Origin of the sequence: Jatrophihabitans sp. (assembly GCF_036000465.1) — a bacterium.
Classification (GTDB): domain Bacteria; phylum Actinomycetota; class Actinomycetes; order Mycobacteriales; family Jatrophihabitantaceae; genus Jatrophihabitans.
The window spans coordinates 116,838-137,340 of sequence record NZ_DASYFV010000004.1; the positions used below are offsets into that span (position 1 = coordinate 116,838).

Annotated in this window: 22 protein-coding genes; 11 read left to right on the forward strand and 11 right to left on the reverse strand. The window is 72.4% G+C overall.

Features of this window, described 5'->3' with window-relative positions:
* Positions 1-12: 12 nt before the first annotated feature.
* Positions 13-468 (reverse strand): nitroreductase/quinone reductase family protein, encoded by a 456-nt coding sequence (locus VGN18_RS00800; protein ID WP_327537713.1) that lies wholly within the window; start codon positions 466-468, stop codon positions 13-15.
* Between the two features lie 36 nt (positions 469-504).
* Between VGN18_RS00800 and VGN18_RS00805 the strand changes: the two genes are divergently transcribed.
* The 3 genes from VGN18_RS00805 to VGN18_RS00815 all read left to right on the forward strand — a co-directional run bounded on the left by VGN18_RS00805 (position 505) and on the right by VGN18_RS00815 (position 4,721).
* Positions 505-1,524 carry a polysaccharide deacetylase family protein gene (locus VGN18_RS00805; RefSeq protein WP_327537714.1) on the forward strand — a complete coding sequence of 340 codons (1,020 nt, stop codon included), beginning with the start codon at positions 505-507 and terminating at the stop codon, positions 1,522-1,524.
* Between the two features lie 24 nt (positions 1,525-1,548).
* Entirely contained in the window at positions 1,549-2,535 is a 987-nt protein-coding gene (locus VGN18_RS00810) for a hypothetical protein (protein WP_327537715.1), read from the forward strand.
* A gap of 110 nt (positions 2,536-2,645) precedes the next feature.
* The gene (locus tag VGN18_RS00815) at positions 2,646-4,721 is read left to right on the forward strand and encodes a hypothetical protein (protein ID WP_327537716.1); all 2,076 of its coding nucleotides are present in this window, start codon (positions 2,646-2,648) and stop codon (positions 4,719-4,721) included.
* Between the two features lie 75 nt (positions 4,722-4,796).
* Here VGN18_RS00815 and ligD read toward each other — a convergent pair whose 3' ends face one another.
* Positions 4,797-5,858, reverse strand: a complete 1,062-nt coding sequence (gene ligD / locus VGN18_RS00820) for a non-homologous end-joining DNA ligase (RefSeq protein ID WP_327537717.1) — start codon at positions 5,856-5,858, stop codon at positions 4,797-4,799.
* Between the two features lie 58 nt (positions 5,859-5,916).
* Here ligD and VGN18_RS00825 point away from each other — a divergent pair, with 58 nt between their 5' ends.
* From VGN18_RS00825 to VGN18_RS00840, 4 genes are read left to right on the forward strand one after another with little or no spacing between them, the layout of a single operon-like run.
* Positions 5,917-6,168: a hypothetical protein gene (locus VGN18_RS00825; protein WP_327537718.1), complete on the forward strand. Its 252-nt coding sequence runs from the start codon at positions 5,917-5,919 to the stop codon at positions 6,166-6,168.
* A gap of 53 nt (positions 6,169-6,221) precedes the next feature.
* Entirely contained in the window at positions 6,222-6,653 is a 432-nt protein-coding gene (gene msrB / locus VGN18_RS00830; RefSeq protein WP_327537719.1) for a peptide-methionine (R)-S-oxide reductase MsrB, read from the forward strand.
* Positions 6,654-6,690: 37 nt separating this feature from the next.
* Positions 6,691-7,146: a hypothetical protein gene (locus VGN18_RS00835; protein ID WP_327537720.1), complete on the forward strand. Its 456-nt coding sequence runs from the start codon at positions 6,691-6,693 to the stop codon at positions 7,144-7,146.
* A 53-nt stretch (positions 7,147-7,199) separates the two neighbouring features.
* The gene (locus tag VGN18_RS00840; RefSeq protein ID WP_327537721.1) at positions 7,200-8,753 is read left to right on the forward strand and encodes a serine/threonine-protein kinase; all 1,554 of its coding nucleotides are present in this window, start codon (positions 7,200-7,202) and stop codon (positions 8,751-8,753) included.
* Positions 8,754-8,757: 4 nt separating this feature from the next.
* Here the strand turns inward: VGN18_RS00840 and hemQ are convergent, their stop codons facing one another.
* Genes hemQ through hemE form a run of 3 tightly spaced genes read right to left on the reverse strand, consistent with a single transcriptional unit; the run spans position 8,758 to position 11,874 of the window.
* Entirely contained in the window at positions 8,758-9,453 is a 696-nt protein-coding gene (gene hemQ / locus VGN18_RS00845; RefSeq protein WP_327537722.1) for a hydrogen peroxide-dependent heme synthase, read from the reverse strand.
* A gap of 4 nt (positions 9,454-9,457) precedes the next feature.
* Positions 9,458-10,840 carry a protoporphyrinogen oxidase gene (gene hemG, locus VGN18_RS00850; protein ID WP_327537723.1) on the reverse strand — a complete coding sequence of 461 codons (1,383 nt, stop codon included), beginning with the start codon at positions 10,838-10,840 and terminating at the stop codon, positions 9,458-9,460.
* Positions 10,837-11,874: a uroporphyrinogen decarboxylase gene (hemE, locus tag VGN18_RS00855; RefSeq protein ID WP_327537724.1), complete on the reverse strand. Its 1,038-nt coding sequence runs from the start codon at positions 11,872-11,874 to the stop codon at positions 10,837-10,839. Before hemE ends, hemG begins: the two co-directional genes overlap by 4 nt.
* Before the next feature lie 115 nt (positions 11,875-11,989).
* Here hemE and VGN18_RS00860 point away from each other — a divergent pair, with 115 nt between their 5' ends.
* From VGN18_RS00860 to VGN18_RS00875, 4 genes are all read left to right on the forward strand, one after another.
* A complete protein-coding gene (locus VGN18_RS00860) occupies positions 11,990-12,187 on the forward strand; it encodes a hypothetical protein (protein ID WP_327537725.1) in 198 nt (65 codons plus the stop codon).
* 53 nt (positions 12,188-12,240) lie between these two features.
* Entirely contained in the window at positions 12,241-12,828 is a 588-nt protein-coding gene (locus VGN18_RS00865; protein ID WP_327537726.1) for a DUF3000 domain-containing protein, read from the forward strand.
* Between the two features lies 1 nt (position 12,829).
* The gene (locus tag VGN18_RS00870) at positions 12,830-14,110 is read left to right on the forward strand and encodes an HRDC domain-containing protein (protein ID WP_327537727.1); all 1,281 of its coding nucleotides are present in this window, start codon (positions 12,830-12,832) and stop codon (positions 14,108-14,110) included.
* Positions 14,111-14,240: 130 nt separating this feature from the next.
* Complete coding sequence (locus VGN18_RS00875; RefSeq protein WP_327537728.1) at positions 14,241-15,074, forward strand: HAD family acid phosphatase; 834 nt, start codon at positions 14,241-14,243, stop codon at positions 15,072-15,074.
* A 97-nt stretch (positions 15,075-15,171) separates the two neighbouring features.
* On the opposite strand, the gene VGN18_RS00880 is transcribed toward VGN18_RS00875, so the two are convergent.
* The 6 genes from VGN18_RS00880 to VGN18_RS00905 all read right to left on the reverse strand — a co-directional run bounded on the left by VGN18_RS00880 (position 15,172) and on the right by VGN18_RS00905 (position 20,488).
* The gene (locus VGN18_RS00880; protein ID WP_327537729.1) at positions 15,172-15,603 is read right to left on the reverse strand and encodes a hypothetical protein; all 432 of its coding nucleotides are present in this window, start codon (positions 15,601-15,603) and stop codon (positions 15,172-15,174) included.
* A gap of 163 nt (positions 15,604-15,766) precedes the next feature.
* Positions 15,767-16,105: a Rieske (2Fe-2S) protein gene (locus VGN18_RS00885; protein WP_327537730.1), complete on the reverse strand. Its 339-nt coding sequence runs from the start codon at positions 16,103-16,105 to the stop codon at positions 15,767-15,769.
* A 229-nt stretch (positions 16,106-16,334) separates the two neighbouring features.
* Complete coding sequence (locus VGN18_RS00890; RefSeq protein ID WP_327537731.1) at positions 16,335-17,090, reverse strand: methyltransferase domain-containing protein; 756 nt, start codon at positions 17,088-17,090, stop codon at positions 16,335-16,337.
* A 1-nt stretch (position 17,091) separates the two neighbouring features.
* Positions 17,092-18,606: a patatin-like phospholipase family protein gene (locus VGN18_RS00895; RefSeq protein ID WP_327537732.1), complete on the reverse strand. Its 1,515-nt coding sequence runs from the start codon at positions 18,604-18,606 to the stop codon at positions 17,092-17,094.
* The gene (locus tag VGN18_RS00900; protein ID WP_327537733.1) at positions 18,603-19,790 is read right to left on the reverse strand and encodes a HAMP domain-containing sensor histidine kinase; all 1,188 of its coding nucleotides are present in this window, start codon (positions 19,788-19,790) and stop codon (positions 18,603-18,605) included. Before VGN18_RS00900 ends, VGN18_RS00895 begins: the two co-directional genes overlap by 4 nt.
* Positions 19,787-20,488 carry a response regulator transcription factor gene (locus VGN18_RS00905; protein WP_327537734.1) on the reverse strand — a complete coding sequence of 234 codons (702 nt, stop codon included), beginning with the start codon at positions 20,486-20,488 and terminating at the stop codon, positions 19,787-19,789. The genes VGN18_RS00900 and VGN18_RS00905 overlap by 4 nt, the downstream gene beginning before the upstream one ends.
* Between the last annotated feature and the right edge of the window lie 15 nt (positions 20,489-20,503).

A 20,503-nucleotide genomic window follows, 5' to 3' on the forward strand; every position in this document is an offset into this window, starting at 1 on the left:
CATCACACAGCCTCAGGCGCGCGGTGCGAGGACGACCACTGCTGTCTCACCCGGACGCCGCGCGGCGTAATCGTCAAGGTTCTTGTCGATCTCTCCCCAGCGGCTCCACAGTCGCGAGCGCTCGTCTCCTTCGGCCCGGTGGGCCCGCACGGCCCGGGTTCCGTCCTTGGTCTGCGCGGTCGCCTCAGGATGCGCCTGCAGGTTCAACCACCACGCCGGTTCGGGCGCGCCCCAGCCGTTCATGGCCATCGTCACCAGGTCGGGCCCGTCCTCGAAGTAGCCGAGGACGACCTCACGCGGCGCCCCGGTACGGCGGCCGGTCGTGGTCAATCGCATCGCGCCCCAGCCGTTCGGCTTCGGTCGCCACAGTCCGAGGCGGCCGCGGGACCGGCGGACCAACGCACGGTGCACGTGCCAGAACAGCACCACGAACCACCGCGGCGGCAGCCCCGCCCGCGACGACCTCATCGCGCGGCCCCTCGACCGGGCCCGTCCTCTGTTCGCATGTCAGCCTCCCAGTGGAACCGAGCGTCCGACACAACTGCCATCGCGCGTACCGGCCAACGACCCGCGATCTCGGGGCATTGGGCCCTCCTTGCGATCACCCGCGGGATTCACGCTGGAGGCGTGAGGCGATGCGCCGGTGTCGTGATCGTGGTCGGCCTGCTGGTCGGCGCTGCGGGGTGCGCCGGGCACGTGTCGGGTTCCGGGACGCCGCCGCCCACAGCAACGCGGACCACCTCGGCATCCGGCTCGCCGTCCGCACCGTCGAGCCCGGTGCTCGAGACGCCCGCCGGCACCGGTTCGTCGACACCCCGACCGTCGACACCCGGGCCGTCGACACCCCGGCCGTCGACCTCGGCGCCACCTTCACCGGGTCTCGCCTCCTGGCTGCGTGGTCGCGACTGGACGCACATCCCGACCGAGCGGCGTGTGGTCGCTCTGACGTTCGACGCCGGCGGCAATGCGGCCGGGGTCGCGTCCATCCTCGGCACCCTGGCCCGCGACCATGTCCGGGCGACGTTCTTCGTCACCGCTTCCTGGGCTCGGGCCTATCCCGCTCAGGCGCACGCGATCTGTGCTGCGGGCCGCGTCGGCAACCACTCGGTCAGCCACCCGCACTTCACGCAACTGAGCGCCGCGCAGATCCGCGCCGAGGTGCTGGACGCCGCCACCGTGCTCCGTAGGACGTGCGGGGCGAATCCGGCCCCGCTGTTCCGCTTCCCGTACGGCGACCGCGACTCGCGCACGATCGGAGCCGTCAACTCGCTCGGCTACGTCCCGGTGAGCTGGACGGTCGACACCCTGGGCTGGGAGGGCACGAACGCGGGCATCAGCGGGGCCAGTGTGATCGCGCGGGTCGTCGCGCACGCGCAGCCGGGCGAGATCGTGTTGATGCACGTCGGCGGCAATCCCGACGACGGCTCGACCCTGGACGCCGACGCCCTGCCGGCGATGATCGACGCGCTCCGCTCTCGCAGCTTCAGCTTCGTCTCCCTCGATGCCCTGCTGACTGCGGCGTGACGCGCGGGGCGCCAAGATGATTGGGTGGCCCCGAAAGAAGCCCGCGACGGCGTGGCTCTCACCAACCTCGACGAACCGCTGTTCGACGGTGCCGACGCCATGAAGCGCGATCTCGTCGACTACCTCGACGCGCTGCACCCGCAGGTCGTCGCGGCCCTCGGCGACCGGCCGCTGTCGGTCGTTCGCGCGCTGCGTGGCCAGAAGCCGTTCATGCAGAAGAACGTGCCGAAGTACACGCCGGAGTGGGTCGCGACCACGCGGGTCTGGTCGGCGGCGTCGAAACGCGAGATCGCCTACGCGCTGTGCAACGACCGCCGCACGCTGCTCTGGCTGGCCAATCAGCGGGCCGTCGAGTTCCATCCGACGCTGTTCCGGATCCCGGAATCCGACGCGCCGACCCACCTCGTCCTCGACCTCGATCCACCCGAGGGCGGCGACTTCGGCTCGGTGGTCGTCGCCGCCGAGCTGGTCCGCCAGGCCTTGGCCGACATCGGTCTTGCCGGCGCGGTGAAGACCAGCGGATCGAAGGGCGTGCACGTCTTCGTCCCGGTCACCGACGCGAGCACCGAGGAGGTCGCCCTGGCCACCCGCGCGCTGGCGGTCCGGACCGAGGCCCTCGACCCGGGCGTCGCCACGACCGCGTTCATCAAGGCCGATCGCGAGGGGAAGGTCTTCATCGACTCCACGCGGGCCGGTGGCGGCAGCGTGGCCGCCGCGTACAGCCCGCGGCTGCGGCCCGGCACCCCGGTGTCCTTCCCCGTGGCGTGGTCCGATCTCGGCGACGTGACCCCGGGCGACTTCACCGTGCACTCCGCACCCGGCCTGATCGGCGACAGCGATCCGTGGTCGGCCCTGATGCCCGCACCGCAGCGGGTGCCGGCCGAGCTGGTCGAGCAGGGGCGAACGATCCCGGCCGCCCGCGCGCAGGCGCTGCACGAGGAACTGCGGCGCCACCATCGAGGGGAAGGGTCGTCGACGGCCGCTCGGCCAGGCCGAGCCGTGGACCCGTGACACACGCTGTTGGACCGACTCCCGCGATGTCCGCGCCTTGATCCTTGGGCCCACCCTCCCGGCGTAATAGCGTGTCCTGGGGCGGCACGACGGGCAGACCGGGAGCGCCGATGATGCAGATTGTTCTCACCGACCCGGAACAGGATCTTGTCTCGCACTCGGAGCGCGGCGCGGTCCTCGACCTTCTGCACCGCGGTCCGCGGTCGCCCGGTGCACGGCCGACGTACGACCCGTCGCAGGTCGTGCGGGCCGACGTCATCCGCCGGCTGCTGCTCGGCCGACTCGGTGCGCCGCTCGATCCGCACGGAGTTCGCATCCGCGGCGCCCGGATCGTCGGCCCGCTCGACCTCGAGAACGTGGAGAGCCGGATCCAGCTGTCCATCGCCGACTGCCTGTTCGAGAACGGGGTGGTGCTGCGCGACGCGTCGTTGGGGTCGGTGTCGATCCAGGATTCGGTCGTCGAGAGCACTCGTGACACCCACACCCTCGACGCCCGGGGTCTCGCGGTGTCCACCCTGCTCCTCGCCGGTACGACCGTGCGCGCAGTGGGTGAGGGATGTCCGCTGGTCCTGATCAGCGCTCGCGTCACGAACCGGCTCGACCTCTCCGGTGTTCGGTTGGAGGGCCACGACGCCGACGGCGTCAGCCTGTTCGGCGACGGGTTGGTCGTCGGCGGAGGTCTCCACGCCGGTGTCCGTGACGATCGACCGTTCGTCAGCGGGGGCGCGGTGCGGCTTCTCGGCGGTGCGATCACCGGCCAGTTCGACCTTTCCGGCGCCCACCTCGCGGGCCACGACGGCGACGGCGACAGCCTGCTCGCCGACCGGCTGCGCGTCGACGGCGATGCGGTGCTCGCCGCCCCGGCCGACGGTGCTCGACGCTTCCGTACGTCCGGGGCGGTGTCGATCCCCGGGGCGCACGTCACCGGCGAACTGAACCTGAGCGGCGCCGAACTCGGACGCAATGCCAAAGGGGTGAGCCTGCGAGCCGACAACATCACGGTCGACTCCGGTGCGCGGCTCACGTCACTTGCCGAGCATCGGTTCATCGCACAAGGAGCGATCAACCTCTCCGGCGCCTCCATCACGGGCCTGCTGGACCTCACCAGCGCGGAAATACGCCGGTACGACGACCGGGGGGTGAGCCTGATCGGTGATCGCCTCACCGTCACCGGCACCGCGCTGCTGCGCGCCGACCAGCAGCATCCCTTCTCCGCCGCCGGGCAGGTGCGGCTGCTCGGCGCCCACATCAGCCGCGTTCTCGACATGGCCGGAGCGTCGTTGGCCGGCGGCGACGCGTCGACGCCGAGTCTGTGGGCCGACCGGATCACCGTGGACGGAGACATGGATCTCGGCCGCCGGGACGGCCTGGCCGCGACCAGCGGGCACGGCATCTCCCTGCGCGCCGCCAAGATCGCCGGTCGGCTGACCGGCTCGCTCGCCAACATCGGTACAGGGGGAAGCGAGTCCGCGCTCGGTCTGCGCAACGCCACGCTCGGCGAGTTCTTGGTCGATCCCCGCCTCGCGGGCAGCACTGACCTCACCATCGACCTCGACGGTGCCACCTACCAGGGAGTGCCGGCGGGTGAGACGGACTCTTGGCTCGGCCTGCTCCGGCACCACACGAAGGGCTACACACCACAGCCGTACCAGCAGCTCGCTGCGGCCAACCGAGCGGTCGGCAACAAACGGGAAGCGATCCGGACCTCGATCGCCCAACAGGAGGACCGGCGCACGCGCCACCTGCGCCCCACCAGCGAGGCCGGCGCCTGGACGCGGATCCGCCTGTTCACCCGACGTCGCGGTCTGGTGGTCCAGAAGGTCGTCATCGGCTACGGCTACCGGACCTGGCCGGCCTTCGCCGGCGTGCTCCTCCTCGCCCTGCTGGGCGCCGGACTGGGCCTGAGCGCCGGACACACCATCGCGCACCCCGCGACCCACCCGACCGCCTATCGCAAAGCTGCTGCCACCGACCGATCTCCCACCGGCTGCAGCACCGTCGAGCAGGTCGCGGTCGGGGTCCACGTCCCGTTCCTGAACGACATCGCCTCGGGCGACTGCACGCTGGACACGACCACGACGGCCGGTGAGCTCTACTCGATCGCGGTCTGGACAACTGATGCGTTGATGTGGGCGGTTGCCTCGCTCGCGGTGGCGGGCTACACCGGGCTGGTGCGGCAGTCCTGACCCCGTCGCTGGATCAGCACTCGAGACCCCACACCCCGTCCTCGGCCGAGCGCTGAGACCCCGGCGGCGAACGGATCAGTCCAGCGGCTGCGTCTCGACGTCGTTGCCCGAGGCGGGCTCGCCCCAGTTGGCCTTGTTCATCCGGGACGGTTGCACGCGGGGCGGCTCGCCGGCCATCTTGGGGTAGTTGGGCGGGTAGGGGGCGTCGCCCAGGCCGCGGTCGGTCTCGTCGCGATCCGACCACTCGAGCAGCGGCTCGATCGACCAGGACGTGTCGTCGATGGCGGCGTGCACGTCACCCAGTTCGGCGAAGCGGGCCGGCATCGTCGCGATGGTGAAGTCCTCCATCTCGACGTCGGGCAGCTCGTCCCACATGACCGGCGCCGAGACGGGGGCGTGCGGGAAGCCGCGCACGGAGTAGGCCGCGGCGATGGTCCGGTCCTTGGCGTTCTGGTTGAAGTCGAGGAACACCTTCTCGCCGCGCTCCTCCTTCCACCACGCCGTCGTGACCTCGTCGGGCAGGCGGCGCTCGACCTCGCGGGCGAAGGCGAGGGCGGCGCGGCGCACCTCGCGGAAGCCGAACTGCGGCTCGATGCGGACGTAGATGTGCACGCCCTTCGACCCGGATGTCTTGGGCCAGCCGACCGCCCCCAGCTCGGCGAGCACCTCGCGCACCACGAGGGCGACGCGCTTGCAGTCGGCGAAGCCGGTGCCGGGTTGGGGATCGAGGTCGATGCGCAGCTCGTCGGGCTTCTCGACGGCGGCCCGGCGGGTGTGCCAGGGGTGGAACTCGACCGTCGACATCTGCACCGCCCAGATCACCGAGGCGAGCTCGGTGACGCAGAGCTCGTCGGCGGTGCGTCCGGACGGGAAGCTGACCTCGGCCGTCTCGACCCACTCGGGCGCGCCCTTGGGCAGCCGCTTCTGGTAGATCTTCTCGCCGTCGACACCGTCGGGGTAGCGATGCAGCATGCACGGGCGCTCGCGCAGCGCCCGCACGATCCCGTCCCCCACCGCCAGGTAGTAGCTCGCGAGATCCAGCTTCGTCTCACCCCGCGCGGAGAAGTACACGCGGTCGGGATTGCTGATGCGCACGATGCGCGAGCCGACCTGCAGCTCGATGCTCGGTGACGCCATGACCGGCACGGTAGCGCGAACCCGGCGATCTTCGCCGCACCTGACCTACCCTGATGGCGTGTGGACGCAGGAGGACGACGACGACGGCGAGGCGCCCCGCCGCGTGCCCTACGTCGACGGCGCCTGGGGCCGCACCGCGAACCCCAACACGGCCGACGGCGAGCTGCAGAACCTCGCCGCGTTCGGCGACGGCCTCGCCCGGCTGTCCGGGTCGCGGCGCACCGCGGCGAAGGTCGTCGTCTGGCTGATCCTCATCGGCGTCGGGCTGACCGTCGTCTACGGCGTGCTCGGCATCATCAAGGTCTGGTGAACGTCAGCGCTCGGTAACACTCGCGCCGGGTGCGGATCGGTACCGTCGAGGGCATGTGGCGCTCGAAGGACACGCAGGAGATCCCACCGCCGACCGTGGCGAGGTCCGAGGACGAGTGGCGGGCCCAGCTCTCGCCCGAGGAGTACGCGGTGCTGCGGAAGGCCGGCACCGAGCGCGCGTACACCGGCGAGTACACCGACAACCACAAGGCCGGCGTCTACCGCTGCCGGGCGTGCGGCACCGAGCTGTTCCGCAGCGAGCACAAGTTCGACTCGCACTGCGGCTGGCCGAGCTTCTTCACCCCGCTCGCCGGCGACAACGTCATCGAGCGCACCGACCGCACGATGGGCATGTCGCGCACCGAGGTGCTCTGCGCCGCCTGCCACAGCCACCTCGGCCACGTCTTCTCCGGCGAGGGCTACGGCACCCCGACCGACCTGCGTTACTGCATCAACTCGATCTCGCTGACCTTCGACGAGCAGTAGCGGAACGCCGCGGCGCCGCCGCCGCGTCTGATCCGGCATGCGCCCGCGCCGGCTGATCGTCACGCTGCTTGCCCTGACGGCGTGTGCCTCGGCCCGCCCGCCCGATCGTGCCCGCAGCGGCTGCTACGAGTACTCGATCGCGGCCGATCGCGACCTGTACCGCGCCGGCCAGACCGTCCACCTGACGGTCGAGGCCCGCAACGTGACGTCGCATTCCTGTCCCGGCCCGAGGTGCCGCGGGATCACACCCTGGTTCGAGATCATCGGCGCGGACCGACGGACCGTGTTCCGCACGTATCCGGTCGGCGTCGAGTGCGCTCGCCCCACGACGCCGCCGCCCGTGGTGCGGCCCGGCCACGGCACCGTCTGGGACACCTGCACCTGGTCCCCCGCGCCGCCGACCACCCCCTCGCCGGATCGCTACACGGCTCGATGGCATTGGCTGGACGCCGTATCGGTAGACAGCCCGGTGATCATCGTGACGCGGGCCTGACTGCAGCACGTCCCGGATTGAAGTCGGGCGCGAGCGGGAATGAACCCTGCACTATGCCCTTTCCGAGTGAGCGCACGCCCGACGATCCGACCATCGGCGACGCGACCGCGGCGATCCCGGTGTCGGCCCGCGGCGGGTCGCCCTCGGGCTGGCGGGTGGGCGATCGCTACCGGGTCGTCGACCGGCTGGGTGCCGGCGGCATGGCCGATGTCTTCCGGGCCCACGACGAGCTGCTGGCCCGCGACGTCGCGGTCAAGGTCTTCCGGGCCCAACCGCAGGCCCCCGAGACGCAGACGAGCGCCAACCGGCAGCTCGCCGAACTGCACGCCCTCGCCCGGCTCAATCACCCGAACCTGATCACCCTGTTCGACGGGTCGATCACCGACGCCGACGGGCCGGCCTACCTGGTCATGGAGCTCGTCGACGGCGCGACGCTGGCCGACCGCATCGCTGAGGGCCCCCTGCCGGCCGACGAGGCCCGGGAGCTGGGCGCGCAGATCGCCGCCGCGCTCGCCTACGTGCACGCCCAGGGCATGGTGCACCGTGACGTGAAGCCGGCCAACATCCTGCTCGGAGTCGACCGCACCGACGACGGCGGCACGCTGCGGGCCCGGCTGTCGGACTTCGGCATCGTCCGGTTGCTCGGCACCGAACGCATGACCAGCGTCGACTTCACCCTCGGCACCGCGTCCTACCTTGCGCCGGAGCAGGCTCGTGGCGCCGACGTGGGTCCGCCGGCCGACGTCTACTCGCTCGGTCTCGTCCTCATCGAGGCCCTGTCGGGGGTGCGGTCCTTCGACGGGACGCCGCTGGAAGCCGCGCTCGCCCGCCTCGAACGCGACCCCGAGATCCCGGCCGACCTGTCGCCCGCCTGGACGGCGCTGCTCGTGGCCATGACCGCACGCGAGCCGTTGGCCCGGCCGAGCGCGACGCAGGTGATGCAGCTGCTGCGCGACGACGCGGCCGCGACCTCGGCGGTTCTGGGCGACGCCGATGGCGCCACCCAGGCGCTGCGGATCCCTGGCGCGGCGCTGGCCGGGGCCGCGGTCGGCGCCGGACTCGCCACCGGGTACGAGGACGACGCATTCGACGACGCCTACGGGACCAGTCGCCCGCACGCCGGCCGCGGACGGACCATGGCCTGGATCGCCGCCGCGGCGGTCGCGCTCGCCGCGATCGTCCTCGGTGCGGTGATGGTGCTGCGGCCCTCGACCCCGGCCGACAGCCAGACGCCGGGCAACGCGCCCGCCGCGAATACGCCGTCCTCGGGCGCCGCGAAGGGCACGGCCACGAAGGGGAACCCGGGCGGTGTATCCCCCGTCTCGGTCGAGTCGACCAAGCCGAAGGCCAGCCGCTCGGCGTCGTCGTCCGCCTCGTCGTCCGCCTCGACGTCGGCGGCGGCGACCACCCCGGCGCCCGCGTCGGCGAGCAGCGTTGCCCCGCAGCCCGCCGCCACCACACCGCCGGCGGCGCCGAGCAGCACCGCCCCGGCGACGACGACCGCGCCGGCCGCGGTGAGTTCGACACCTGCGGGCAGCAGCGCCGCGGCGAGCGGGGCGGCCGCGACGTCGACTGCAGCCGCGATCGCGGCGCCGTCGGGGCCGTGAGCCGCTACGGCAGCGAGTCGACGAGTTCGGCGATGCTTCGGCGACGGCCGGTGTAGAACGGCACCTCTTCGCGCACGTGGCGGCGGGTCTCCGAGCCGCGCAGGTGCCGCATGAGATCGACGATGCGGTGCAGCTCGTCGGCCTCGAAGGCCAGCAGCCACTCGTAGTCGCCGAGCGCGAACGACGCCACGGTGTTCGCCCGCACGTCCGGATACTCGCGCGCCATCTGCCCGTGTTCGGCGAGCAGCGCCCGCCGCTCGGCGTCGGGCAGCAGGTACCACTCGTAGGAGCGGACGAACGGGTACACGCACACGTAGGCGCGGGCCTGCTCGTCGGCGAGGAACGCCGGGATGTGGCTCTTGTTGAACTCGGCCGGCCGGTGCAGCGCCATGTTCGACCAGACCGGTTCGAGGTGCCGGCCGAGGGCGGTGCGGCGGAAGCGTGAGTAGGCCTCCTGCAACGCGTCGGCGGTCGACGCGTGCCACCACACCATGACGTCGGCATCGGCCCGCAGCGCGGACACGTCGTAGGTGCCGCGCACGGTGATGTCCTTCGCCGCCAACTCCTCGATCAGGGCGTCGACCTCGGCGGCGAGCGGTGCCCGCTCGGCGGCACCGATCGGGGCGGCCGACCGGAAGACCGACCACGCCGTGTACCGGATGACATTGTTGAGCTCGCGTGCTGACTTTCCGTCACTCATGCGTTTATTGTCCTCGCGCCGGCTCGGCCCGGAGGACCCGGGCCACCGCCGCCTGCGCGCTCGCGATGCAGGCCGGGATGCCCACGCCGTCGTAGGCCGCACCGCACACCGCGAGCCCGGGAACCTCGGCCACCGAGGAACGGATGCGCTCGACGCGCTCGACGTGACCGACCCCGTACTGCGGCAGGCCGCCACCCCACCGGGTGACGAGCGAGTCGACCGGTTCGGCGGTGATGCCGAGCAGCGCGCGCAGCTCGCGGCGGGCCAGGGTCAGCAGCTCGGCGTCGTCCATCTGCAGGGCCAGCGCCTCGCCGGCGCGGCCCACCGACGCCCGCAGCAGGGTCAGCCCGCCTGACTCGATCGGCCACTTCTGGCTCGACAGCGTGACGGCCTTGACCGCCAACCGCTCCCCCGCGCCGACGAGCAGGCCGCTGCCCTCGGGCAGCGCGACACCGGTGAACGCGAACGACAGGACGGCCATGCTGGCACTGTCGATGCCGCCGAGTTCGGCGGCGGCCACGGGCGCGATCCCCTGCAGCAGCCGGGCCGCCTTCGAGGCCGGGACGGCCACGACGACCGCATCGGCCTCGAGCTGTTCGGCGACCGGCACCGCTCCGCACTCGACGGCGAACCCGGTCGGGATGCGCCGGATCGCCCGGACGGTCGTCGACGTGCGCACGGCGAACGAGCCGGTCGCCGCCAGCGTCGTGGGCAGCCGGCCGAGCCCTCCCCGCAGCGTGGTGAAGATCGACCCGGCGGACGGGGCGCGGGTGCCCGTGCCGCCGGCGAGGGCGCGGGCGGTGTCGAGCAGCGAGCCGCCGCCGGCCAGGCGGGCGGCGAGAGCGGGGATCGTGGCGCGCAGCGACAGGTCGTCGGCCCGGCCGGCGTAGACGCCGCCGAGCAGCGGCTCGACCAGCCGGTCGGCGACCTCGTCCCCCATGCGCGAGCGCACCAGCGCGCCGACCGCGACGTCGTCGGTCGACGGCGGCAGCGGTGGCAGCTCGGGTTCGGCGGCGAGGGCGGCCAGTCCGGCGTCGCTCAGCACGCCGGATTCGCGGACCGCCTCGACGTCGCCCGGGATGCCCATCATCGTGCGCGCCGGTAGCGCGTGGCTGCGGCCACCGGCGCGGACGCGGGCCGACGTGGTCAGCGGCGCGATGCGCTCCCCGGCCAGCCCCGCGCCCTCGAGCAGCGCCACGCCCTCGGGCCGCACGGTGAGCACGGCCTCGGCCCCGATGTCGACGGGAACGCCGGCCAGCTCGGCCACCTTCAGCTTGCCGCCCACCGTGGGGGCGGCCTCGAGCAGCACCACGTCGACGCCGGCTCCGGCCGCGGTCCAGGCGGCGGTCAGCCCGGCGATGCCGCCGCCGACGACGACGAGTCTCACGACGGCGTCGAGTGGACGAGCTCGACGATGCGCGTCAGCACGTCCGGATCGGTTGACGGCGGGACGCCGTGACCGAGGTTGAAGATGTGCCCGTCGGCGGCGCGGCCCTGCTCGACGACGCGCCGGACGGCCCGGTCGATGACCGGCCACTCGGCCTGCAGCAGCGCCGGATCGAGGTTGCCCTGCACGATCACGCCCGGCCCGAGCCGGCGGGCGGCCTCGTCGAGCGGCACCCGCCAGTCGACGCCCACGACGTCGGCGCCGGCGCAGCGCATCGCCGCGAGCAGCTCGCCGGTGCCGACGCCGAAGTGGATGCGCGGGACGAGGCCTGCGAGCGGCTCGAGCACGGCCTGGCTGTGCGGCAGCACGAATTCCTCGTAGTCGGCGAGCGACAGCGCGCCGGCCCAGGAGTCGAAGAGCTGGATCGCCGAGGCTCCGGCGTCGACCTGCACGCGGAGGAACTCGCGGGCGATGACCGCGAGCCGGGCGCACAGCCCGTGCCACAGCTCGGGGCGGCCGTGCATCAGCGACTTGGTGCGGGCGTGGTCCTTCGACGGGCCGCCCTCCACCAGGTAGCTGGCCAGCGTGAAGGGAGCGCCGGCGAAGCCGATGAGCGGGGTGCCGCCGAGCTCGCCGACGAGGTTGCCGATCGCCTCGGTGACGTACGGGACGTCGTCGGCGTCGAGCGCACGCAACTGGTCGAGATCGGCGGTCTCGCGGATCGGCTTCTCGACCACCGGCCCGACCCCGGGCACGATGTCGATCCCGACCCCGATGGCGGCCAGGGGTACGACGATGTCGGAGAAGAAGATGGCGGCGTCGACCTTGTGGCGGCGCACCGGCTGCAGCGTGATCTCGGTGATCAGGTCGGGGGTGCGGCACGACTCGAGCATCGAGGTGCCCACCCGCAGTGCGCGATATTCGGGGAGGGAGCGACCGGCCTGGCGCATGAACCAGACGGGCGGGCGGGGCCCGGGCCGGCCGGTGGCGGCACGGACGAGCAGGGATTCTGCGGGATCGGCTGAGTTCGACATCGCCGTCCATGGTCCCACGGGGCCCCGGCGCGCCTGACGGAGAATGTCGGTACCGCGTGCGAGGTTTGTCGGCGAAGCTGTCGGCTGATCCCGCCGAGCGGAGAGGAGCTGTGCCGTGACCCCCGAACTGCTGTTCCTGTACTGCCCCACCTGCGCGCGCGAATCCCTCGCCGAGAGTCCTCCGTGCCCCGACGGCCACGGCGACGACTGTCCCGACCACGCCTGCGTCGAGTGCGGTACCGCCCTGGCCGACGCGATGCTCGTCCAGATCGCCGTCCCGGTCGCGCCCCGTTCGCGACGTCGGGCGGCCTGATCCCCGTGAGCACCATGTCGCCCCTCCCACCAGCGATCGGCCAGGTGAGCGCCATGTCGGTGCCGCAGGATTCCGTCGCGGTTCCGCCCGAGCCGGTGCCGCAGCCCGAGATCTTCCGCAGCGCGGTCGCCAGCCTCGCCGACGTCCGCGTGCGGGCCGAGGTGCGCGTCGAGCCGCTGCGTCCGCCCCAGCGCCTCGCGCCCTACAGCTACGCGCTCAGCGCCGAGATCATGTCGGCCGACGGCCTCGATCTCGCCTCCGGCCGGCTCGTGCTGCTGCACGACCCCGACGGGCACGAGGCGTGGGACGGCGTGCTGCGCCTGGTCGCCTACGCCTCGGCCGAGCTCGACGAGGCGATGGGCACCGACCCGATGCTGCCGACCGTCGGCTGGAGCTGGCTGACGAGCGCGCTCGACGAGCGGCGCGCGCCGCATCGCGCCGCCGGCGGCACGGTCACCCAGACCACCTCGACCCGCTTCGGCGATCTTGCCGGCCCGAGCACGACCGTTTCGATGGAGCTCCGCGCGTCGTGGACCGCCGACGACGCCGACCTCGCGCCCCACCTGCTCGCCTTCGTCGACCTCCTCTGCACCGCCGCCGGCCTGCCGCCCGAAGGTGTGACCTTCCTGTCGCCGGTCTGACGTGAGCGCCGACCCCGACAACTCCCGGGCCGACCTGGCCGACGTACCGGACGATCCTTCCGACCCGGATGCTGCACCCGCGGCGCCACCCGTGCCGGTGCTGCGCGAACCGCGCGACGGCGTGCCCCAACCGCTCGTCGACTACGACCGCCTCGACGCACTGGCCCACGCCGTGCGGCACGGCTCCGGCCCCGTCGCCCTCGACGCCGAGCGCGCGTCGGGCTACCGCTACAGCCAGCGGGCCTATCTCGTGCAGCTGCGCCGGGCCGGCGTCGGCACCGCGCTCATCGACCCGATCGCGCTGCCCGACCTCGCCGACCTGCAGGACGCGATGGGCGACGCCGAGTGGATCCTGCACGCTGCCACCCAGGATCTCCCCTGCCTCGACGAACTCGGACTCCGCCCGGCCGCGCTGTTCGACACCGAACTCGCCGGCCGCCTGCTCGGTGACGAGCGGGTCGCCCTCGGCACGATGGTCGAGAAGCATCTCGGCGTCGGGCTGGAGAAGGGCCACTCCGCCGCCGACTGGTCGACCCGCCCGCTGCCCTACGACTGGCTGATCTACGCCGCGCTCGACGTCGAGCTCCTCGTGCAGCTGCGTGACGTGCTCGCCGCCGCCCTCGAGGACGCCGGCAAGACCGAGTGGGCCCGGCAGGAGTTCGAGGCGATCCGGGTGGCGCCGCGCGCGCCGGGACGGATCGACCCGTGGCGGCGCACCTCCGGCATCCACAAGCTGCGGCACCGTCGCCAGCTCGCGCTCGTCAAGGCCCTGTGGACCGCGCGGGACGAGTACGCCGCGTCGCGCGACATCGCGCCCGGACGGGTGCTGCCCGACTCGGCGATCGTCGAGGCCGCCCGGGTGGCGCCGACCCAGGCCGCCGACCTCGCCGCGCTCCCCGTGTTCGGCGGACCCCGTCAGCGGCGCCGGCTCGACCGCTGGTTCGGGGCGCTCCAGGACGCGCAGAAGCTCTCCGACGACGAGCTGCCGCCGATCACCCTCGGCTCCAGCGACGGAATCCCCGCGCCGTCACGCTGGCGCGAGCGGGACCCCGCCGCCGCGGCCCGGCTCGCCCGGGCCCGGGCGGCCGTCACCGAGCTGGCCGAGCAGCACACCGTGCTCGCCCAGAACCTCCTCGCTTCCGACGTCATCCGCCGGCTCTGCTGGGAACCGCCGGCCGCGTCGGACGACTCGGTCCGGGCCCGGCTGGCCGAGCTCGGTGCCCGGCCGTGGCAGATCGAGGTCACGGCCGCGCGCCTCACCACCGCCCTCATCGACAACTGAGCGTCACCACCGTTCTACGTTGCGTGTTCGCGCCCGAGTTGTCTCGGCGTGTCCGTCAGCCTGTGTTGGTCTTTCAGCGATTTGTCAGGAATGGTGAGCGCATCTGCTCTCTGTCCGAAAGGTCCAGCTCATGACCCACCTCCTCGCCAAGGTGCGCGCCGTCCCGGCCGCGCTCCTCGCGATGATCACCACCCTGGGACTCGTCGCCTTCGCCGGCTCGGCCACCGCCGACCGAGGCGGCCGGCCCGTCCCGGCGCCGCCTGCCAGTCCTACGTCGGCCGACCAGATCCAGAACATCGACCAGGTCCGCACCGCGATCAAGGCCTACTACGGCGACACCGTGACGACGACGCCCGACCCGGTCGACGGCACCCGGACGCTGCACACGTTCTCGCCCACCGGTGCGTACGCGAACGAGATCGCCGGTGTCGAGCGGACCGCCTCCAAGTACCTCGCCCATCAGGTCACGAAGCAGCACGTCAGCGGCCGGAAGGCGATCGTCCTCGACATCGACGACACCTCGCTGAACACGTTCAACTACGAGATCTACAGCAACTTCGCCTACAACCCGACGACGAACGCCGCATTCGTCAACAGCGCGTCGTTCCCGGCCGTCCCGGGCATGCCGCAGCTGGCCACGACGGCGCAGGGCGAGGGCTACACCGTGTTCTTCCTCACCGGCCGCCCGGTCAGCCAGACGTCGGGCACGGTGACCAATCTGGCCAACGCCGGCTTCCCGGCCGTCCCGGCCGACCACCTGTTCCTCAAGGACCTGACGAACCCGATCTACTCGTCCTGCGCGCCGACCTGCACGACGATCCAGTACAAGTCCCTGACCCGCGCCTACATCGAGTCGCAGGGCTACAACATCGTCGCCAACTTCGGTGACCAGTACAGCGACCTGATCGGCGGCCACGCCGACCGCACGTTCAAGCTGCCGAACCCGATGTACTACCTGCCGTAACTCACCACAACGCACTCGGGCCGGGCGCCACCTCGCGGTGGTCGCCCGGTCCGTTGCGTGGGGCAGGTCCCTGATCGACGTAGTCGAGCGGTAGTCGCTAGAAGCGCGCACCACTCGGGTCGGGCTGGTTCCAGCGGTTGCCCGTCCAGGCGGCAGCCACCGCGTTCAGTAGCGCCTGGGACGGACCCATCTGGTTGATGTTCTCCGATTCGCCGGAGAGCCCGTCGATCCACATGCTGCCGAAGGTCCAGCCTCCGACCACGTTCGGGCGGTAATGGACGTTGATCCGCGGGGTCCGGTACTCCTCACGCCAGTACGTCCCGTTCGGCCACTTGATGGTGAAATCCCAGTCGTTGGCATGGGTCAGGACGGCGGGCTGCCGGCCGCCCCCGACCTCAGCGACGTTGTCGGCCAGGGCGTCGGTCCGGATGAGACGTTCGAACAGCTCATCCACCGTCTCCTCGAACGGGTCGTCCTCAGCGTTGTACGTGCCGTCGGCCACCGAGAAATCATCGTCGAAACCAGTCATCGACCTTCTCCGTCACTCCGTGCCCAGCGAGGTGGACACACGCTTCGTCACGATTAGACGCCTGCGTCAACAGCGGCTTCAAGGCCGCGAGCCGTCATTGCCTCTTGAGGCAACGGCCGCTGATGCAGCGCGTCGGCGGAGGAGTCCTACCCTGCGGCCGAAGTCAGCCGACGACGAGGTCGTCCCCTCGCCGGGTGACCGTGCCGCGCTTGAGGGGCGCCACCTTGGTCAGCGCCTTGAACATCGCGCCGAGCCCGGGGATCTTCGCGAACACGCCCTGCGGGCCGCGCACCATGCGCCCGGTCTGCACGTCGTACTTCGCCTGGTGCCAGGGGCAGACCAGGCAGCCGTCCGCGTCGATGCTGCCACCGGCGAGATCGGCCCGCAGGTGGCGGCACTTGCGGCCGACGGCGAAGAACTCGCCGTTGTTGCCGACCGCATAGGCGTCGACGCCCGTGACAGTGCCGGGCGGAAGGTCGGCGCTGGGGATGGAACTGCTCACGTGGGGCTCCTCGATCGGCGGGCGTGACGCCCTCATCGTGCTCCTATCGAGACCTGGGCGCGCTCAGGCCGCGTCCGGCCCGGTCGATGACACCGGCATGAGCGACGCTTGCGGAGCAGATCGTGAGCCCGGAAGTCCTTCGGCGGCGTGCCCGCGCGAGGCGCGGGACGGCCGATGAACGCTGCCGAGCCCGACGATCAGGATCGCGAACTGCGCCGCCCGGTGCGGCTCACGCCGGTTTGCGCGCCTCGACCAGGTACCGCTGCGCGTACGCGACGAACGAGCCCTCGCATTCGATGTGCCGGTGCATTGCGGCCAGGCGGTCCCGGTAGCGCGCGACGCTGAACCCGGGCACGGTCCACAGCACCTTGCGCAGGAAGTAGGCGACCGCGCCGACGTCGAAGAACTCGACCCGCAGTGCCCGTTCGCGAAGGTCGACGACCGTCAACCCGGCGAGCTCGGCGGCGGCGCGGGCCCGCCCGACGCTGCGGGCCTCGCTCACCGGCTGCGGCCCCATCATGAAATCGGTCAGCTCCCGGTTCGACCCGGGCCCGACCTGCTGGCTCAGATAGATCCCGCCCGGCCGCAGCACGCGAGCGATCTCCTCCCACCGGGTCACGGTCGGGTGCCGGCTGACGACGAGGTCGAAGGACGCGGCGGTGAGGGGCAGGGCTGCGTCGTCGGCGACCTCGACGACCTCGGCTCCGAGCGCCGCCAGGTTCAGCCGGGCGAGCGCCACGTTCGGCGGCCACGACTCGGTCGCGGCGAGCCGCGCCGGCGGTGACGGAATGCCGGCGAGGACCTCGCCGCCGCCGGTCTGCACGTCCAGCGCGGACTGCGCCGTAGCCATCGCCTCGCCGACGAGCCGGGCGTAGCCCCAGGGCGGCCGCTCCTCGGTGGCGCGGCCGGCGAACCAGCCGAAGTCCCAGCCCTCGACCGGTTCGGCGTCGGCCTCGGCCAGCAGGTCGTCCAGCGAGCGGGTCATGTCAGTCCCAGGGCGTCGGACGCAGCAGCGCCCGCAGCAACGGCAGATCGGGCTCGAGGGCGGCCCGTCCCCAGCCGCGCGCGCGGTCGAACCGCTCCGGGCCGGGGACGAGGTCGAGCACCGACAGGGTCGGCGAGAAGCGCCGGATCCAGTCGGCGAACGGCGCGTTGCGCACCATCTGCACCTGGACCGCCTGGGTGATCGGCGTGAGCCAGAGGTGCCGCGGATCCCACTGCGGGTGGAAGCAGTCGAAGGCGAGATAGACCGCGTTACGCGTGCCGAGCCGGCCGTCCTGCACCCGCCGCCAGGCCAGCTCGACGGCCACGTTGCTCGCCGTGCCGCCGTCGACGAGCGCGCGGACGTCGCGCTCGCGCAGCAGCCGGTCGAACGCGGCACGCTCGCGGGCCGCGGCCTCGTAGTGCAGCACGCCGGGCACGGCGCACGAGAAGCCGACCGCGTCGACGACCCGCATCCCGGCGGTGAGCTCGTCGCCGCCGAACACGATCGGCTTGACGACGCGGGAATCGAAGAACGCGCCGACCTGCCACATGCGCGAGGCCAGGGCCGGGCCGCGGCGCCATCCGGCCGGTGCCCGGCCGGCCAGCGCCGACATCTCCATGTGCCGGAAGCGGCTGGGCAGCCGGGCGAACGCCGACGGCCGGACACCGGCGACGACCGTCTCGAACGGGATGGCGGCGTCGCGCATCCGCAGCGGCTCGCCGTCGGGGCGGGTCAGCATCGGGCCGAGCGTGGCGTTGAGGTTGAGCCCGAACAGGCCGGGCAGGCCGTGGCGCCGCCGCGAGCGGGGCGGCGAGAGCACACCGCCCAGCGTCAGGCCGTGCGCGAAGCGGACCAGCTCGTCCAGATCGACCGGCAGCTCGCGGGTGAACATGCCGCCGTAGAGCGAACCGATCGAGGTGCCGAGCACGTACGCCGGCAGCATCCCGGACTCGACCAGCAGCGCGATCGCGCCGAGGTAGACGTGCCCGGCCCCCGCGCCGCCGCCGAGCACCAGGCACAGCGCCCGGCCCGACACCTCGGCGTCGAGGTCCGCGGCCGAGCAGACGCCGGTGTCGAGCAGCCGCTGCCGCTCCTCGAGCAGGGGCGCGGTGAGCGTGCCGAGCTCGGTGCGGGCCCGGATCAGCCGGGCCCTGGGCTCGCGGGTGAGCCGAACGGGCCCGGCCAGTTCGGCCACGACCCGGGCCCGGAAGTCGCGCAGCGGTCCGGTGACGTCGACATCGGCCGCGCCCGGTCGACCCGCCGCCGCGCCGGGCGCGAACACGCCGAGGCGGGCGAAGCTCAGCAGGTGCCGGAGCCGGCGCAGGTCGTCGGCCGACAGCACGCCGGGCACGGCGAGGTCGGCGCGGACGAGCGCGGTCTCGGTGCGGCGCAACAGCAGCACCGGGTCCTGCAGCAGTTGCTCGGACCGCTCGAACGCCTCGGTCTCGATCCCGGTGCTGGGGACAGGACGGCCCCGCCCGGCCGCGAGGCGGGCCGGTCGCGCCGGGCGACTCACGCCAGCGCGTCCACGTCGTCCCGGGCCAGGACGGTGGCCGGGACGTCCTTCTCCCGCGGCAGCTCGACGCGGATCGCCAGGCCGCCGAACGGCGGTGCCGCCGCCTGCAGCTTGCCGTGGTGGGCGTCGACGATGAGCCGGACGATCGCGAGCCCGAGACCGGCCCCGCGGGTGGCGGTGCGCATGCGGCCGCCGCGCCGGAACGGCTCGAACAGCCGCTCGACGTCGCCGCCGGGGATGACGACGCCGCCGTTCGCGACGTGCAGCCACACCTTGTCCGCGGTCTGGCCGGTGGTGACCCGCAGCCAGCCGTCGGGCTGGTTGTGCCGGATCGCGTTCTCGACCAGGTTGCCGATGAGCCGTTCGAGCAGCCGCGGGTCGCCCATCGTGATCGCGGGCTCGACCTCGGTCTCGATCCGGATGCCCTTCTCCTCGGCCTCGGCCGCCACCGCGCCGATCGCGTCCGGCACGAGCGTCGCGAGGTCGACCGGCTCGCTGACCTCCAGCTCGCCGCCGCCGACGGCCTGGAGCCGGGCGAGCGTGAGCAGCGAGGTGACGAGCCGTTGGGCGCGCTCGGTGGCCCCGGCCACGACGCCGCCCATCCGGCGCAGCTCGTCGTGGTCGGCATCGGGGTCGCTGAGCGTCACCTCGAGCTCGGTGCGGATCACCGACAGCGGGGTGCGCAGCTCGTGACTCGCGTTGGCGACGAACAGTCGTTGGCTGTCGAACGCGGCGTCGAGGCGGCCGAGCATCTCGTCGAAGGTGTCGGCGAGCTCGCGCAGCTCGTCGTCCGGGCCGCCGAGGTTGATGCGCTGGTCGAGGTTCTCGGTCGACAGCAGGCGGGCGGTCTGGGTCAGCTTGGCGATCGGGCGCAACGCCTGCTTGGCCAGCAGGTAACCACCGGTCGTGCCGATGATCACGATGATGCCGAAGTACAGCAGGCCGGTGCTGAACAGGTAGTTCGTTGCCTTGGTCTGCGCGTCACCGAGATCGTTCGGCACCTGGACGTACCTGCCCGGCGCCGGGTTGACGTAGATCGTCCCGCCCCGGTACGCGGGCAGCTGCGCGATCGAACGCTTGAGCAGGATGACGCAGATGAACAGGAGCGAGACGCCCACCAGGAGGACCAGTCCGCCGTACAGCAGCGCCATACGCACGCGCAGCGTCGGGCGGAAGAACCTCACTGTGCGGTCCCGGCTCCCTCACTGCCCGGACCGAGGACGGACGGATCGATCCGATACCCGGAGCCCACGACGGTGTCGATGATCGCGGGTTCCCCCAGCTTGCGGCGCAGCGTCATCATCGTGACGCGCACCGTGGTGGTGAAGGGGTCGGCGTTCTCGTCCCACACGCGGTCGAGCAGTTCCTCGCTGCTGACCACGGCGCCCTGCGCCATCATCAGCGTCTCGAGGACACCGAACTCCTTGCGGGTGAGATCGACGAGCTCGCCGCCGCGCATCACCGTGCGCTTGGCCGAGTCGAGCTCGATGTCGCCGGCGCTGAGCACCGGCGGCGCGGCCGGGGTGGTGCGCCGGCCGAGGGCCCGCACGCGGGCGACCAGCTCGGCGAACGCGAACGGCTTGGCGAGGTAGTCGTCGGCGCCGAGCGCGAGCCCGTTCACCTTGTCCTCGACCGTGCCGCTCGCGGTGAGCATCATGACCCGCGTCAGCACTCCCTCGTCGGTGAGCCGGCGACAGATCTCATCGCCCGACATCCCCGGAAGGTCCCGGTCGAGCACCACGACGTCGTAACGGGTGAGGGCCGCCTTGCGGTACCCCTCGTCACCGTCCGTCGCGACGTCGACCGCCATGCCCTCGCGACGCAGGCCACGGGCCACCGCCTCGGCCAGCTGTACTTCGTCCTCAACGACGAGGATCCGCATCCTCCGCCTCCACCC

Bases quoted from the DNA above. Each gene is read 5' to 3' on its own strand.
- VGN18_RS00800 (WP_327537713.1), bottom strand. From the start codon at position 468: ATGAGGTCGTCGCGGGCGGGGCTGCCGCCGCGGTGGTTCGTGGTGCTG.
- VGN18_RS00805 (WP_327537714.1), top strand. From the start codon at position 505: ATGTCAGCCTCCCAGTGGAACCGAGCGTCCGACACAACTGCCATCGCG.
- VGN18_RS00815 (WP_327537716.1), top strand. From the start codon at position 2,646: ATGATGCAGATTGTTCTCACCGACCCGGAACAGGATCTTGTCTCGCAC.
- ligD (WP_327537717.1), bottom strand. From the start codon at position 5,858: ATGGCGTCACCGAGCATCGAGCTGCAGGTCGGCTCGCGCATCGTGCGC.
- msrB (WP_327537719.1), top strand. From the start codon at position 6,222: ATGTGGCGCTCGAAGGACACGCAGGAGATCCCACCGCCGACCGTGGCG.
- VGN18_RS00835 (WP_327537720.1), top strand. From the start codon at position 6,691: ATGCGCCCGCGCCGGCTGATCGTCACGCTGCTTGCCCTGACGGCGTGT.
- VGN18_RS00840 (WP_327537721.1), top strand. From the start codon at position 7,200: ATGCCCTTTCCGAGTGAGCGCACGCCCGACGATCCGACCATCGGCGAC.
- hemQ (WP_327537722.1), bottom strand. From the start codon at position 9,453: ATGAGTGACGGAAAGTCAGCACGCGAGCTCAACAATGTCATCCGGTAC.
- hemE (WP_327537724.1), bottom strand. From the start codon at position 11,874: ATGTCGAACTCAGCCGATCCCGCAGAATCCCTGCTCGTCCGTGCCGCC.
- VGN18_RS00865 (WP_327537726.1), top strand. From the start codon at position 12,241: ATGTCGGTGCCGCAGGATTCCGTCGCGGTTCCGCCCGAGCCGGTGCCG.
- VGN18_RS00875 (WP_327537728.1), top strand. From the start codon at position 14,241: ATGACCCACCTCCTCGCCAAGGTGCGCGCCGTCCCGGCCGCGCTCCTC.
- VGN18_RS00880 (WP_327537729.1), bottom strand. From the start codon at position 15,603: ATGACTGGTTTCGACGATGATTTCTCGGTGGCCGACGGCACGTACAAC.
- VGN18_RS00890 (WP_327537731.1), bottom strand. From the start codon at position 17,090: ATGACCCGCTCGCTGGACGACCTGCTGGCCGAGGCCGACGCCGAACCG.
- VGN18_RS00905 (WP_327537734.1), bottom strand. From the start codon at position 20,488: ATGCGGATCCTCGTCGTTGAGGACGAAGTACAGCTGGCCGAGGCGGTG.